General features: G+C 44.3%; 14 protein-coding genes and 1 other annotated feature. Of the genes, 8 read left to right on the forward strand and 6 right to left on the reverse strand.

From position 1 onward, the window contains the following. Positions 1–4: 4 nt before the first annotated feature. Positions 5–823: a flagellar motor protein MotP gene (gene motP / locus QA442_RS07030; RefSeq protein WP_040082125.1), complete on the forward strand. Its 819-nt coding sequence runs from the start codon at positions 5–7 to the stop codon at positions 821–823. Further along, entirely contained in the window at positions 813–1,541 is a 729-nt protein-coding gene (motS, locus tag QA442_RS07035; protein WP_014665005.1) for a flagellar motor protein MotS, read from the forward strand. Before motP ends, motS begins: the two co-directional genes overlap by 11 nt. 10 nt (positions 1,542–1,551) lie before the next feature. Here motS and QA442_RS07040 read toward each other — a convergent pair whose 3' ends face one another. Genes QA442_RS07040 through acuA form a run of 3 tightly spaced genes read right to left on the reverse strand, consistent with a single transcriptional unit; the run spans position 1,552 to position 4,015 of the window. After that, on the reverse strand, positions 1,552–2,715 hold the full coding sequence (locus QA442_RS07040) for an acetoin utilization protein AcuC (RefSeq protein ID WP_069150083.1): 1,164 nt from the start codon (positions 2,713–2,715) through the stop codon (positions 1,552–1,554). Continuing rightward, a complete protein-coding gene (locus QA442_RS07045; protein ID WP_014665003.1) occupies positions 2,712–3,356 on the reverse strand; it encodes an acetoin utilization AcuB family protein in 645 nt (214 codons plus the stop codon). The genes QA442_RS07040 and QA442_RS07045 overlap by 4 nt, the downstream gene beginning before the upstream one ends. Before the next feature lie 26 nt (positions 3,357–3,382). Next, positions 3,383–4,015, reverse strand: a complete 633-nt coding sequence (gene acuA, locus QA442_RS07050; RefSeq protein WP_095432438.1) for an acetoin utilization protein acetyltransferase AcuA — start codon at positions 4,013–4,015, stop codon at positions 3,383–3,385. A 159-nt stretch (positions 4,016–4,174) separates the two neighbouring features. On the opposite strand from acuA, the gene acsA reads away from it, so the two are divergent. From acsA to sr7p, 3 genes are all read left to right on the forward strand, one after another. Further along, complete coding sequence (gene acsA, locus QA442_RS07055) at positions 4,175–5,893, forward strand: acetate--CoA ligase (RefSeq protein ID WP_095432437.1); 1,719 nt, start codon at positions 4,175–4,177, stop codon at positions 5,891–5,893. A gap of 54 nt (positions 5,894–5,947) precedes the next feature. Beyond that, positions 5,948–6,185: a binding site (T-box leader), on the forward strand. Positions 6,186–6,235: 50 nt separating this feature from the next. Continuing rightward, entirely contained in the window at positions 6,236–7,504 is a 1,269-nt protein-coding gene (gene tyrS / locus QA442_RS07060) for a tyrosine--tRNA ligase (protein ID WP_095432436.1), read from the forward strand. A 131-nt stretch (positions 7,505–7,635) separates the two neighbouring features. Further along, complete coding sequence (gene sr7p / locus QA442_RS07065) at positions 7,636–7,764, forward strand: small protein SR7P (RefSeq protein ID WP_041521401.1); 129 nt, start codon at positions 7,636–7,638, stop codon at positions 7,762–7,764. A 21-nt stretch (positions 7,765–7,785) separates the two neighbouring features. Here the strand turns inward: sr7p and rpsD are convergent, their stop codons facing one another. Next, positions 7,786–8,388, reverse strand: coding sequence for a 30S ribosomal protein S4 (gene rpsD / locus QA442_RS07070; protein WP_014664997.1), 603 nt, complete (start codon positions 8,386–8,388; stop codon positions 7,786–7,788). A 294-nt stretch (positions 8,389–8,682) separates the two neighbouring features. On the opposite strand from rpsD, the gene QA442_RS07075 reads away from it, so the two are divergent. Further along, complete coding sequence (locus tag QA442_RS07075) at positions 8,683–10,422, forward strand: diguanylate cyclase domain-containing protein (protein ID WP_095432435.1); 1,740 nt, start codon at positions 8,683–8,685, stop codon at positions 10,420–10,422. A gap of 37 nt (positions 10,423–10,459) precedes the next feature. On the opposite strand, the gene QA442_RS07080 is transcribed toward QA442_RS07075, so the two are convergent. Next, positions 10,460–10,951 (reverse strand): GAF domain-containing protein, encoded by a 492-nt coding sequence (locus QA442_RS07080; protein ID WP_095432434.1) that lies wholly within the window; start codon positions 10,949–10,951, stop codon positions 10,460–10,462. 126 nt (positions 10,952–11,077) lie between these two features. On the opposite strand from QA442_RS07080, the gene refZ reads away from it, so the two are divergent. Next, the gene (gene refZ, locus QA442_RS07085; protein ID WP_095432433.1) at positions 11,078–11,701 is read left to right on the forward strand and encodes a transcriptional regulator RefZ; all 624 of its coding nucleotides are present in this window, start codon (positions 11,078–11,080) and stop codon (positions 11,699–11,701) included. Here the strand turns inward: refZ and hisJ are convergent. Then, complete coding sequence (hisJ, locus tag QA442_RS07090; protein ID WP_095432432.1) at positions 11,698–12,504, reverse strand: histidinol-phosphatase HisJ; 807 nt, start codon at positions 12,502–12,504, stop codon at positions 11,698–11,700. The genes refZ and hisJ overlap by 4 nt on opposite strands. Positions 12,505–12,700: 196 nt before the next feature. Here hisJ and ezrA point away from each other — a divergent pair, with 196 nt between their 5' ends. Beyond that, positions 12,701–14,404, forward strand: coding sequence for a septation ring formation regulator EzrA (gene ezrA, locus QA442_RS07095; protein WP_069150076.1), 1,704 nt, complete (start codon positions 12,701–12,703; stop codon positions 14,402–14,404). Positions 14,405–14,414: the final 10 nt, after the last annotated feature.

The raw sequence follows: 14,414 nt of genomic DNA on the forward strand, positions 1-14,414 counted from the left end.
AATGATGAAACGTTTTGATTATCTTACACCTGTTGGATTTGTGTTAGGAACGATTATTATTGTTATCGGGATTATTTCGGGATCGGGAGTAAGCGGTTTCCGCTCTTTTCTTGATCTAACCTCTTTCTTCATCGTAACAGGGGGACTATGCGCCGCTGTTTTTATCAGTTTTCCGCCAAGAGAGCTGAAAAAAGCGCCCTCTGTATTAAAGCAGGCATTCATCCGCCAGGAAGACAATGTGAAAGATCTTGTGAAAACCTTTGTCTCCCTTTCCGATCACGCGCGTAAACATGGGCTTTTATCATTGGATGATCAGGCTCGGGGAATCAAAGATCCATTCTTGAAAAAAGGGCTGCTTTTAGCAATTGACGGCTGGGATGAAGAAACGATTCGGCTTGTCATGGATTCAGAAATCGCAGCAATGGAGGAACGGCACCGCAAAGGACGGCGTGTTTTTGAAAAAGCGGGAGAATTTGCTCCGGCGTGGGGAATGATCGGAACACTCGTCGGGCTCGTGCTGATGCTCAAAAACTTAAATGATCCGCATATGCTCGGACCGAATATGGCAGTTGCGCTTCTGACGACTTTATATGGTTCATTACTGGCCAATATGGTCTTCAACCCAATCGCGGCAAAGCTTGAAGAGAAAACAGAAAGTGAAATTTTCATCAAACAGGTAATGGTGGAAGGGATTATCGGTGTTCAATCCGGAAAAAACCCGCGCAACCTTGAAAGCCAGCTGGTCGTTTTCAGTTCACGGGAAGAATGGCAGAAACAGCCGAATCAAGTAAAAACAAAAAAGGGATCTATACATGAAGCTTAGAAGAGAACGTTTTGAAAGAAGGAATGGAAACGGGAAAAACAGTCAATCTTCATCCAGCTGGATGGTTACCTTTACAGATTTGATCACCCTGGTCCTTGTGTTCTTTATTTTGCTTTTTTCAATGTCCCAAATCGATCTTCAAAAATTTAAAGCGGCAGTCGATTCGATTCAGAAGGATGGCGGCGGGCTTCAGCCGGACCAAACGTCCATAGAAAAAAAGAAAACACCTCCATCCGATGCGAAGAAGCAAGCGGATCAGCAGGATCAGCTTCTCAAGAAAGTAAATACATATATAAAAGACAATCACTTGAAGGCCCAAATGACAGCCAAACGGGATGAACGCGGTGTCGTGCTCGTTCTGCAGGAGGCGGTGCTGTTTGATACAGGTGAGGCAAAGGTGCTGAAAAATGCTGAAACACTTCTTCACCAAATCGCCGTACTTCTTCAAACCATTCCAAATGACATTCAAGTCGAAGGCCATACAGACAGCCGAAACATTTCGACATACCGATATCCGTCGAACTGGGAGCTATCAGCAGCACGGGCAAGCGGAGTGATTCAATACTTCACATCAAAAGAAAAACTTCCTTCGAAGCGCTTTATTGCTGTCGGTTATGCGGATACAAAGCCTGTAAAGGACAATAAGACAAACGAACACATGAAAGAAAACCGACGTGTGGAAATCGTCATCAAAAAATCAAAAACGACCTCTTCGTGAAGGTCGTTTTTTACTTTGTTCGTTGTTGCTCGGACCGTATCGCATATAATGCTTTGCTGACGGTTTGGGCATTTTTTTCTGTAATTTCAGGTTTGCGGGGAATCGGAGGATATAAATCAGCCGGATCGCTCCAGCTGGACGGCAGGGCGACGGGGCATTGTTTTTGCCATTTAGCGATCCATTCCGGCGGGATCTCGTGTCCCGGATCAATCCCCTTCATTTCAAGCCATATTCTGGCCCAGGCGCGGGGGACAACTCGCCAAATATCATATCCGCCGCCTCCGACTGCAATCCATTTCCCTCCGCAATATTGGTGAGCCAAAGTATGTGCAAGCCGGGGAATTTCTTCGTATATATTGATTGTTGCTGATAAATGCGTCAGCGGGTCGTAGTAATGGGCATCGGCGCCGTTTTGGCTGATAATGACATCGGGCTCGAAATACGCGGCGACTTCTGAAACTGCTGTCCGGTAAGCTTCAAGAAAAGAATCATCCTCTGTAAAAGCGTCAAGCGGGATATTAAAGGAATAGCCATATCCTTTTCCGCTGCCTTTTTCCTGGATCTGGCCGGTTCCGGGGAATAAATACCTTCCTGTTTCATGAATGGACAGCGTGCATACGTCAGGATTATCGTAAAATGTAAATTGCACACCGTCCCCGTGGTGGGCGTCTGTATCAATATAAAGCACTCTGGCGCTGTATTTTTTCTGGATATATTGAATCGCCACAGCGCTGTCGTTGTATATGCAAAACCCTGAGGCTCTCCCGCGAAAGCCATGATGAAGCCCTCCACCAAGGTTTGCCGCATGCAGGGCTTGTCCTGACATGACCCAGTCTGCGGCCGTTAAAGTGCCGCCGACCAAGAGTGATGCCGCTTCGTGCATGCCGGCAAAGACGGGTGTATCTTCAGTGCCGAGCCCGTAGCTTTCTCCTTCTTCAGCGGGAAGCTTTCCGGCGCCCGCAAGCTTTACGGCCTGAATGTAATCATCCGTGTGGACAAGGGCTAGCTCCTCTTCTGAGGCGAGTCTGGGACTGACAATGTCTCCATCATCAAAGGCATTGATCGTCTGAAGCAAATCATATGTTAACAGAACCCGCTGCTGATTAAAGGGATGCTCTTGATGAAACATGTAGGTTTGATAGGATGGAGAATAGATAAATACACTGTCTCTCATAGCAGATCCCTTTGCTCTGACGGCCATACGACGTGGTGCCCATTTCTTTGCAGTTCCTGCAAAAACGGCAGCGGATTCATCGTTTTTACACGGAAGACGAGCACTTTTACACCGGGATCGTCATGCGGATAAACAAGCACGCTTAATATTTTCACTTGAAGGTCTTGGCAAAGGCTGCTGATCTCAGCGAGGCTTTTGGTGATGTCGTTTACTTTTATTTCAATTTGCGAGCCCGGCTGGTCAGCGCCTGTCAATTTGACAAACGTCCGCAGCAAATCGGTTTTTGTCAAAATGCCTACTAATTTTTGATGCTGTACGACTGGAAGGCAGCCGATGCCATGCTCGTAGAACACCGCAGATATTTCTTCGACAAAATCTAACGGGTGGGCGCAGACGACCTCTTTTTTCATAATTGAATCTACGCTTCGTGTGAGAAATAGGCTTCGTTTGTTTTCTTCAAAAATACTGGGGCTCGCCTGTTTCATGTCTCTGTCTGTAATCATGCCGATCACGTGTCGTTCTTCATCTACAACAGGCAGATGCCTGATATGGAATTCCTTCAGTTTGCATATTGCTGTTTCAAGCGTATCCGTCTTCGTTAATGTAATGACATCTCTTTTCATGATTTGCTCAACAATCATTATTTTTTCCCCTTTGTCAGTGTCAGTTAATACATATAACGATGATAAAAACGGAGCCTGTCAAATTGTTCAATTGATTCTTGGCTGACGTTTTTTCCGATGCGGGCCATCAGACAGTTTGCAGGGTGGGAGCTGATCTCCGGCTCATCCGTTGCAAACCAGACCAATCCGCCTGCATTCATCATCTTTTCCATGATCTTTCTGTATTCCCACACATCTTTTTTCATCCCTTTCAAATCCCAATGCCAGTAATATTCTGTTGTCATCACAATATAGTTTTCCATTTGTTCATCCATCATGCTGACGGCCAGAAGGGTCTTTCCGACAGCGCATCCCCGATAGTCCGGCGCTACTTCGATGGCTCCGAGCTCAAGCAAATCCTCCATATTTCCTTCAGACCATCTTTCGAGCGGGTCAGGATATAAATACGTGACATAGCCGACAATGGTTCGGCCGTCTCTGGCAATAATAATGCGCCCTTCTGGAAGGCCTGCAATATCGACTAGCGCTTCATGCTGCTCGCGAGGCGGGCGAAATGCGGTTAAATCTTTATGAAACTCATAACCTGCCAAATCCTCTGGAGAGACAGGCCCTTCTATCTGTAAAGAGCCGGTTGCTGTTTTGATGTTTGCTGAATGGTATGTTTTATGATGTTCCACTAATTCACCGTCCCATCAATTCTTATAAAAATACATGCCTTCTTTAAGAATACCAAAATATAAAGCGTTTTCAACATGGTTTATATTTTAAAAATTGAGAAGAATATGAATTTATACTATAATAATTGTGACAACTTCAGCAAAGGGGGATGTTTGGGCATGAATTTGAAAGCGTTACCAGCAATAGAGGGGGATCATAACTTAAAAAACTATGAAGAAACGTACCGGCATTTTGATTGGGCCGAGGCAGAGAAACATTTCTCTTGGCATGAGACAGGGAAACTGAATGCGGCGTATGAAGCGATTGACCGCCATGCCGAATCGTTTCGAAAAAACAAAGTAGCACTTTATTATAAAGACGCAAAACGGGATGAAAAATACACATTTAAAGAAATGAAGGAAGAATCAAACAGAGCCGGGAATGTGCTGAGACGGTATGGAAATGTGGAAAAAGGGGACCGCGTTTTTATTTTTATGCCGAGATCACCCGAGCTTTATTTTATTATGCTTGGCGCTATCAAAATTGGCGCCATCGCCGGGCCGCTGTTCGAAGCATTTATGGAGGGAGCGGTGAAGGACCGGCTTGAAAACAGTGAGGCAAAGGTTGTTGTCACAACGCCTGAGCTGCTGGAGAGGATACCGGCAGACAAACTGCCTCACTTGCAGCATATATTCGTAGTCGGCGGAGAGGCTGAGAACGGCACAAACCTCATCAATTATGATGAAGCAGCGAAACAGGAGAGCACAAGACTGGATATCGAATGGATGGATAAAAAAGATGGTTTTCTGCTTCACTATACATCAGGTTCCACTGGAACGCCAAAGGGCGTACTGCATGTCCATGAAGCGATGATTCAGCAATACCAAACAGGAAAGTGGGTCCTTGATTTAAAGGAAGAAGACATTTATTGGTGCACAGCTGATCCAGGCTGGGTGACAGGTACGGTATACGGCATTTTTGCACCGTGGCTGAACGGGGTGACAAATGTCATCGTCGGCGGACGTTTCAGCCCGGAAAGCTGGTATGGAACGATTGAACAGCTTGGCGTCAATGTCTGGTACAGCGCGCCGACCGCTTTTCGGATGCTGATGGGAGCGGGAGATGAAATGGCTGCGAAATATGATCTAACCTCACTCCGGCATGTACTCAGTGTTGGTGAGCCGCTAAATCCGGAGGTCATCAGATGGGGACACAAAGTTTTTAACAAACGAATCCATGATACATGGTGGATGACCGAAACGGGCAGTCAGCTCATCTGCAATTATCCTTGCATGGATATTAAACCCGGTTCGATGGGTAAGCCGATTCCGGGAGTGGAGGCTGCGATCGTTGACAATCAAGGAAATGAGCTTCCGCCATACCGAATGGGCAATCTCGCTATCAAAAAGGGCTGGCCTTCCATGATGCATACCATTTGGAATAACCCTGAAAAGTATGAATCGTATTTCATGCCGGGCGGCTGGTATGTGTCTGGTGATTCTGCTTACATGGATGAAGAAGGATACTTCTGGTTCCAAGGCAGAGTAGATGACGTCATCATGACCTCCGGTGAGCGCGTAGGCCCATTTGAAGTGGAGAGCAAGCTTGTCGAACACCCGGCTATTGCAGAAGCAGGTGTAATCGGAAAGCCTGATCCGGTACGGGGAGAAATCATTAAAGCCTTTATTGCACTCAGGGAAGGATTTGAGCCGTCTGACAAACTGAAAGAAGAGATCCGCCTATTTGTAAAGCAGGGTCTTGCAGCCCATGCGGCTCCGCGTGAGATTGAATTTAAAGATAAGCTTCCGAAAACCCGAAGCGGAAAGATCATGAGACGCGTGCTGAAGGCATGGGAGCTTAATCTCCCAGCCGGTGATCTGTCAACGATGGAGGATTAAAAGGCGGCGTTGACACGGGATTTTATTTATGTTAAAAATGATATAGCTTCATATGAAAAGGTAAAGATTGAGACAAGTAGAATATCCTTACGTTCCAGAGAGCTGATGGCCGGTGAAAATCAGCACAGACGGATATATCGAATACACTCATGAACCGCTTTTGCAAACAAAGCCGGCCAGGCTTTCAGTAGTGAAAGAACGGACCTGATCCGTTATCAGGCAAAGTGATAAGACGAATGTTTTGCATTCTCTTATTAGTAGGGTGGTACCGCGATAATCAATCGTCCCTTCGTGTAAACGAAGGGGCGTTTTTTATTTTAATCAAAAAAGGAGCTTTATCTTATGACAAACTTACTTGAAGATTTATCCTTCCGCGGATTGATTCAGCAAATGACAGATGAAGAGGGATTAAATAAACAGCTGAATGAAGAAAAGATCCGCTTGTACTCAGGTTTTGATCCGACAGCAGACAGCTTGCATATCGGACACTTGCTGCCTATTTTAACACTTCGCCGTTTTCAGCTTGCAGGGCATCATCCGATTGCACTTGTGGGCGGCGCTACGGGCCTCATAGGTGATCCAAGCGGAAAAAAAGCAGAGCGTACTTTAAACACTGCTGACATCGTTTCCGAATGGTCCCAAAAAATCAAAAACCAGCTGTCCAGATTTCTAGATTTTGACGCAGCAGAAAACCCAGCTGTCATCGCAAACAACTTTGACTGGATCGGCAAAATGAATGTGATCGATTTCCTTCGTGATGTCGGTAAAAATTTCGGCATCAATTACATGCTGGCAAAAGACACGGTCAGCTCAAGAATCGAATCCGGCATCTCGTATACGGAATTCAGCTACATGATTCTTCAATCTTATGATTTCTTAAATCTTTACAGAGACAAAAACTGTAAACTGCAAATCGGCGGTAGCGATCAGTGGGGCAACATCACAGCGGGTCTTGAACTGATCAGAAAATCAGAAGAAGAAGGAGCAAAAGCGTTCGGCCTTACGATTCCGCTTGTCACAAAAGCAGACGGCACGAAGTTCGGAAAAACGGAAGGCGGCGCGATCTGGCTTGATAAGGAAAAAACATCACCATATGAATTCTATCAATTCTGGATCAACACAGATGACCGTGATGTTATCAAATACTTGAAATACTTTACGTTCCTATCAAAAGAGGAAATTGAAGCATACGCTGAAAAAACAGAAACAGCGCCGGAAAAACGTGAAGCGCAAAAACGCCTGGCAGAAGAAGTGACATCGCTTGTTCACGGACGCGAGGCGCTGGAGCAAGCCATCAACATCTCCCAAGCGCTGTTCAGCGGCAATATTAAAGAGCTTTCCGCTCAAGACGTAAAGGTAGGCTTTAAAGATGTTCCTTCTATGGAAGTTGACAGCAGCCAAGAGCTTTCACTTGTAGATGTGTTGGTGCAATCTAAATTATCTCCTTCTAAACGTCAAGCGCGTGAAGACATCCAAAACGGAGCTGTTTACATTAACGGCGAACGCCAGACAGAAATAAATTATACCCTATCGGCTGAAGACCGCATCGAAAATCAATTTACTGTTCTGCGCCGCGGGAAGAAAAAATACTTCCTTGTGACATATAAATAAGAAAAAGATCCTTTGCCACTGAAGGCAAAGGATCTTTTTGTTTACCGCATAGGAATGAAAGGAAAAGAGTATATTAGATAGGGCAAACACGATCAACCACATCACCTTTTAAAAGAAAGGAGCGCTAAAGCGTGAATCTCATGTGCACGATTGCTAAAGAACGGATACAGCGGGATTATTGGGAGCGGCAGGCGCAAGATAGTGTTGGCCAGCAAGAGGCGAAAGACGAAACAGACGATAAAAAAACCCCAACCGCATAGCGGCAGGGGTTTTTAAAACGATTAACGAGAGTAGAACTCAACGATAAGCGCTTCGTTAATTTCCGGAGCAAGTTCAGAACGCTCAGGAAGACGAGTGAAAGTACCTTCAAGCTTTTCAGCGTCGAAAGTAAGGTATTCAGGAACGAAGTTGTTCACTTCAACAGATTCTTTGATGATAGAAAGGTTTCTTGATTTTTCGCGAACACCGATTGTTTGACCAGGCTTTACTTGGTAAGACGGGATGTCAACGCGGCTTCCGTCTACAAGAATGTGACCGTGGTTAACCAATTGGCGAGCTTGACGGCGAGTACGTGCTAAACCTAGCTTGTACACAACGTTATCAAGACGAGAATCTAAAAGAACCATGAAGTTTTCACCGTGTTTACCAGCTAGTTTGCCAGCTTTGTCAAACAAAGTGCGGAATTGGCGTTCGTTTACACCGTACATGTGACGAAGCTTTTGCTTTTCTTGCAATTGCAAACCGTATTCTGATAATTTTTTACGTTGTCCTGGGCCGTGTGGACCTGGAGCGTAAGGGCGTTTTTCTAATTCTTTTCCTGTACCGCTAAGAGAGATTCCTAGACGGCGGGACAGTTTCCAAGATGGACCTGTATAGCGAGCCATAATGTGACTCCTCCTTTGGTTTTATTTTTGTGGAAAATAAAAACCGTCTGCTCTATTCGACCATGCACATTTTGTTTTCATGTATCCTCGCTCCAGCAGCAGAGAGTTACACGATACACCTTATGGATAAGGAACAAAATGAAAACATAGAAGCTGAACAAAAAGGCTGCAATATTTCACACAAAGGTCATTATATAATTTATTTGTTTTGAAGTCAACCATTCCTCCATTATTGCTTCACCGTTTATGATATAATAAACAAAAATTAGTGGTAAACTTTTAGGTGATAAAAACATGGTAGAACAAACTAAAGATCAATTATCCGCCTTTCATTATCATATGCTCGATTTTTTATTAACCAAATCGGAAAAAGTCACATTCACCGACTCTTTCATATGGCTGACTTCGGCTATTCAAACCTATTTTTCAACCTTTTGTGTTTCGCTTACACCGTCATCATCAGACTTTGTGACAAAACTGGCAGATGGTGAAGTCCGTTTTTCCGTTTCAAAAATAAACGCTTCATCTTATCTGATTGAGGACGGCTCCGGCAGGCGTTTCCATCTTGCATGCAGGCAGGATGAAGAGATTCCTGAAGGGCTTCCGGATGTAGTTGCTTCATTTTTAAACCAGTCGATGAAACAAGAAACACTCTATAACAAAACGATCTACCAAAAAAAAATATACAAAATGACAGAGCTGTTCCATTCACTGCTTGATCAGACAGATGTGCTGAAGCAGCTTTTAGAAAGCTTGACAAGCACATTTTCTCTTTTTGAGTTTTCTTTATTTATATCGCACGATCAAGACCAATGTTTAGGGGTTCCTGCAAAAGAGCTGTATATGGAAGGGGAAAAATCCGATTCCTTTGCGCTCAAAGTGTATTTGTCCGGAGACATTTTGCGGAAAAATGAATCTGTCGCCTATATTCCGATCAAAGGACAGCAGGGCACATACGGGGTGTTGAAGGCTGAGGGAACGGGTGACAGCTTTCTTACTGATGCCTGCCTTGATGAAATGTCGCTGTTAGCAAACGCGGCGGGAAAAGCGTTTGAAAATGCCCAGCTCTACGAACAATCCAAAGCAAGCATCGCAAATTTGGAATTGATCAATGAAACATCACGCCGCTTGAATCAGCGGCTGACACTGACTGATACAATGAATGATCTGGCTGTGAGAATGGCAGAATCGTTTCAGGCAGAAGAAGTGGGATTTTTTCATATCGACCATTTTGAAAATCTAGCATTGCTCCCAGGAAGCACAGCATTTTTTAAAGAACAGAAGCCATCAGACTTTTATAATGAGCTGAAAGAAAAGCTGTATGAAGGTGAAAAAGGGGTTTTCATCGGGAATGGCCAGTCTGTTTTTGGGCAGGCGGGGTACGGCTCGCTGATGGCTGCCCCGATGATTCAAAACGACCGTCTTTTAGGCTTTGCGGTTTTATTGAAACAAGAGCTGTACGCTTTTACATTTGAAATGTACAAGCTGTTTCAGGCACTGATTCATCACGCGACACTCGCTGTAACCAATTCAATGCTTCGCGACCGTTTGGAGCATCTCGTAAAAACAGATCAGCTGACTGAACTGTATTCACGGGCGTATTTAGACGAAAAAATTCAATACAGCATGAAAATCCACCAAAAGGGTGTTTTTATTCTTGTTGATATTGATAATTTCAAGAATGTAAATGATACGTACGGCCATCAGACTGGGGACGAGATTTTAATTCAAGTTGCTTCAGTGATTAAAAGCAACATTCGAAAGCATGATGTCGGTGCCCGCTGGGGAGGCGAGGAGCTGGCGGTTTATTTGCCAAATGTGCCGGTTGCGGTGGGGAAACGGATTACCGAGCGGCTGGTTTATGCGGTCAGAAAAAATACGAAACCCAAGGTAACCATTTCCTGCGGTATCTCCTGCTGGACGACAGAAACAAGAAAGTCGCTGAAAGAGCTTGTGCATGAGGCTGATGAAGCGCTCTATAGCGCGAAACGGAACGGGAAAAACCGCTTGATGATTCATGACTCAATAAAATGAAAAAAGCCCAAAACGATATCAGTTTTGGGCTTTAATATTACTGCTCTAATGCTTTTTCTAGCTTTTCGGCAAATTGAGTTAAGTATTTTTCATCAATTTCGTCGAAACGGTTTTTCACGGGGCTGTCGATATCCAAGACGCCGACAATTTTGCCGTCTACACGAATCGGAAGCACAATTTCTGATTGAGACGCTGCATCGCAGGCGATATGTCCCGGAAACGCGTTTACATCCTCCACACGCTCCACTTTTCCGTTTGTGTACGCTGTGCCGCAAACCCCTCTGCCGAAAGGAATCCGAACACATGCCGGCAGGCCTTGGAACGGACCTAATACAAGCTGTCCATCCTCTTCTTTGGCAAAATAGAAACCCGCCCAGTTGACTTCAGGGAGCGAATGATACAGCAATGCTGAGGCATTTGCATAGTTAGCTATTGGATCTGTTTCGTCTTCGGTCATGGCTTCGAGCTGTTTTAGCAGAAGCTGATAGTCTTTTTCTTTATCTCCAGATTGTTTTTCGACATGGAACATGGAAAACCCTCACTTATTCTATAATATAAAACAAAGTTCCGGCTTTTCTGCCGGCATTTGTCGATAAGTTCTTACAGGAACAGCAGCTTCCTGCTTGAATAATATCAAGAGGAAGGAGTGAGCCGTATGAAAGTAAGCACCAAAGACAAAATTATTGAATCTGCTGTCATGCTTTTTAACCAAAAAGGATTTTCTGGCACATCTGTCCGTGAAATCGCAAAGTCAGCTGATGTAAATGTTGCGCACATCTCCTACTATTTTAAAGGCAAAGGAGGCTTGATGGAACACTTAGTTTCAGAGTTTTACGAAGGCTACAGCAAAACGCTTGAAACAGCGGCAAGCAATATCTCTTCTCAAAGCACGCAGGAACAGCTTCTCCAATTGGTTTTCGATATTTTATCCTATCAGCATAACCATCGTCAATTAACTCGTTTTGTCTACCGGGAAGTCACAATTGACTCCACGTTAATCAGGGAAATTATGTCGACATATTTAATGAAGGAAAAGTATATCTTCCAGCTGATCATTGAGAAAGGAGAAAAACAGCGTGAACATTTAACACTGCCGCTGCCTCATTTTATTCTCCAATTAAAATCTCTCTTGATGATGCCCTATCTCCAGCCTCAATATATTTCAGAAGTGCTCTACATGCAGCCGCACGAGCCGTATTTTTATAAAATGTATTTTGAAGAGATCAAGATTTGGATCAAAAGCGTCTTCCGGACAGGAGACGTGGCGCTCACCAATTAGCATCGTTCCAAAAACGCCTCATACGCATATCCGACATCTCTCGCTTGATGGGCATCAGACCCAAACACAAGCGGGATCTTCTTTTGCTTCGCTTCATTCAGCATCCAATCCTCGATATAAATACCGCCAGCGTACATTTTTCTTAAGCCGGAAGTATTGAAGTCGAGCTCCATTCCGTTTTTTTCAATGGCATCCAGACACTCAGAAACGAGACCGCGAATATGCTCTGACATGCTGTACGGAAACAGCTTGATGAATTTTTGGACGAGTGTGATGTGACCGACTCTTTTTGGCTTATAGACGCCGAGAGATGCTACAATGGAAGAATAGATACTCCGGTAATATTGTTCATATACAGCTTCAATGCTCCCGCAGGCTGAAATCAGCTCTTTAAAGGTATGCTCGTCATAATCAAGGCACAGATAGGAAGAGCCTGTGCGCAAAAAATGAACGGATAAGATGCTGTCATCTAAATATGGCCCGTATGTATCCAGGAATAATGTAATTTCATCTTCAAATCCAGCAATATAATCGACTTCAAGCCCCGTCCGGATAGAAAGCTGTCCGCCGTATTCTTTTTTTAATCCGGAAATTTCATGAATATAGCGTTCCAAAGAAGCTTGCGCCATCGCGCTGTCCTTCAGCGGGGTGGGATCGGTGAAAGAGGGCGGCAATGGGGCGTGTTCGGTAAAAGTAATCGATTCGAACCCTTTTTTTAAGGCTTCTTCTGCATATTGTCTGAGTGTGTCATTGGAGCCGTGAGGGCAAAATGGTGTGTGAATATGTCCGTCTCGCTTTTGCATTGATGTCACCCCATGAAAAAATAGTCAAATCCTGCCGATTTTGCACAAAAAGTTTTTGATTTCTGGTCAAAAAATGTTTGTTACATGGTATCATAATAACAATGAAAACGACAGTTTTTCTCAATACATATCCTGAAATCTTTCTGAATAAATAAAACACCCTGACAGATTAAGGTAAACAGCAAGGGGGCTCATTATGGAGTTTGTCATTGGATTATTAATTGTACTGCTTGCGCTGTTTGCGGCAGGCTACTTTTTCAGGAAAAAAATCTACGCCGAAATCGACCGGCTGGAATCGTGGAAGATTGAAATTCTGAATCGGTCGATTGTGGAAGAAATGTCCAAAATTAAACATTTAAAAATGACGGGTCAGACAGAAGAGTTCTTTGAGAAGTGGCGTGAAGAATGGGATGAGATTGTCACAGCCCACATGCCGAAAGTTGAAGAGCTCCTTTATGATGCCGAGGAAAATGCAGACAAATACCGGTTTAAAAAGGCCAATCAAGTGCTCGTTCATATCGACGACTTGCTGACAGCGGCGGAATCAAGCATTGAAAAGATTCTTCGGGAAATCAGCGACCTTGTCACAAGTGAGGAAAAGAGCCGTGAAGAGATTGAACAGGTGAGGGAGCGCTATTCGAAATCTCGAAAAAACCTGCTGGCATACAGCCACCTTTACGGGGACCTTTATGACAGTCTTGAAAAGGATCTGGACGAAATTTGGAGCGGCATCAAACAATTTGAAGAAGAAACAGAAGGCGGAAACTATATTACTGCACGAAAAGTATTGCTTGAGCAGGACCGGAATCTTGACCGGCTTCAGTCATACATAGATGACGTGCCGAAGCTGTTAGCTGATTGTAAGCAGACGGTGCCAGGCCAGATTGCAAAGCTCAAGGACGGCTATGCCGAGATGAAAGAAAAAGGGTACAAGCTTGAACATATCCAGCTTGATAAGGAATTAGAAAATCTGTCAAATCAGTTAAAACGGGCGGAGCATGTCCTGATGACTGAGCTGGATATTGATGAAGCGTCCGCAATTCTGCAGCTTATTGACGAAAATATTCAATCTGTTTATCAGCAGCTGGAGGGCGAAGTTGAAGCCGGTCAATCTGTACTAAGCAAAATGCCTGAATTGATTATTGCTTATGACAAGCTTAAAGAAGAGAAAGAGCATACGAGGGCGGAAACTGAGCTGGTGAAGGAAAGCTACAGGCTGACAGCCGGCGAGCTCGGCAAACAGCAGGCTTTTGAAAAGCGCCTTGATGAAATTGGCAAGCTGCTGTCATCTGTTAAAGATAAGCTCGATGCAGAGCATGTCGCCTACTCACTTTTAGTAGATGAAGTTACTTCAATAGAGAAGCAGCTTGAAGAAGTGAAAAAAGAGCATGCCGAGTATCGTGAAAATCTGCAAGCGCTCAGAAAAGAAGAGCTTCAGGCGAGGGAGACGCTCAGCAATTTGAAAAAAACAATTTCTGAGACAGCAAGACTGCTGAAGACTAGCAACATTCCAGGCATTCCGGGCCATATTCAAGAGATGCTGGAGAACGCGCATCATCACATTCAAGAGACAGTCAATCAACTAAACGAACTTCCATTAAATATGGAAGAAGCCGGAGCCCATTTGAAGCAAGCAGAAGATATCGTCAACAGGGCAAGCCGGGAATCAGAAGAACTTGTCGAGCAGGTCATCCTCATTGAAAAAATCATTCAGTTCGGAAACCGGTTCAGAAGCCAGAATCATATTTTATCTGAACAGCTGAAAGAAGCGGAAAGACGTTTTTATGAATATGATTACAGTGAAGCGTATGAAATAGCAGCAGCCGCAGTTGAAAAAGCCGCACCGGGTGCTGTCCGAAAAATAGAATCGCAAAAGACAAAAGAGCATCAATACCAATAAAGAGTATATA

The sequence above is a fragment of the Bacillus stercoris genome (assembly GCF_029772985.1).
In the GTDB taxonomy this organism is placed as follows: domain Bacteria; phylum Bacillota; class Bacilli; order Bacillales; family Bacillaceae; genus Bacillus; species Bacillus stercoris.

Bases quoted from the DNA above. Each gene is read 5' to 3' on its own strand.
- motP (WP_040082125.1), top strand. From the start codon at position 5: ATGAAACGTTTTGATTATCTTACACCTGTTGGATTTGTGTTAGGAACG.
- motS (WP_014665005.1), top strand. From the start codon at position 813: ATGAAGCTTAGAAGAGAACGTTTTGAAAGAAGGAATGGAAACGGGAAA.
- QA442_RS07040 (WP_069150083.1), bottom strand. From the start codon at position 2,715: ATGAGAGACAGTGTATTTATCTATTCTCCATCCTATCAAACCTACATG.
- QA442_RS07045 (WP_014665003.1), bottom strand. From the start codon at position 3,356: ATGATTGTTGAGCAAATCATGAAAAGAGATGTCATTACATTAACGAAG.
- acsA (WP_095432437.1), top strand. From the start codon at position 4,175: ATGAATTTGAAAGCGTTACCAGCAATAGAGGGGGATCATAACTTAAAA.
- tyrS (WP_095432436.1), top strand. From the start codon at position 6,236: ATGACAAACTTACTTGAAGATTTATCCTTCCGCGGATTGATTCAGCAA.
- rpsD (WP_014664997.1), bottom strand. From the start codon at position 8,388: ATGGCTCGCTATACAGGTCCATCTTGGAAACTGTCCCGCCGTCTAGGA.
- QA442_RS07075 (WP_095432435.1), top strand. From the start codon at position 8,683: ATGGTAGAACAAACTAAAGATCAATTATCCGCCTTTCATTATCATATG.
- QA442_RS07080 (WP_095432434.1), bottom strand. From the start codon at position 10,951: ATGTTCCATGTCGAAAAACAATCTGGAGATAAAGAAAAAGACTATCAG.
- refZ (WP_095432433.1), top strand. From the start codon at position 11,078: ATGAAAGTAAGCACCAAAGACAAAATTATTGAATCTGCTGTCATGCTT.
- hisJ (WP_095432432.1), bottom strand. From the start codon at position 12,504: ATGCAAAAGCGAGACGGACATATTCACACACCATTTTGCCCTCACGGC.
- ezrA (WP_069150076.1), top strand. From the start codon at position 12,701: ATGGAGTTTGTCATTGGATTATTAATTGTACTGCTTGCGCTGTTTGCG.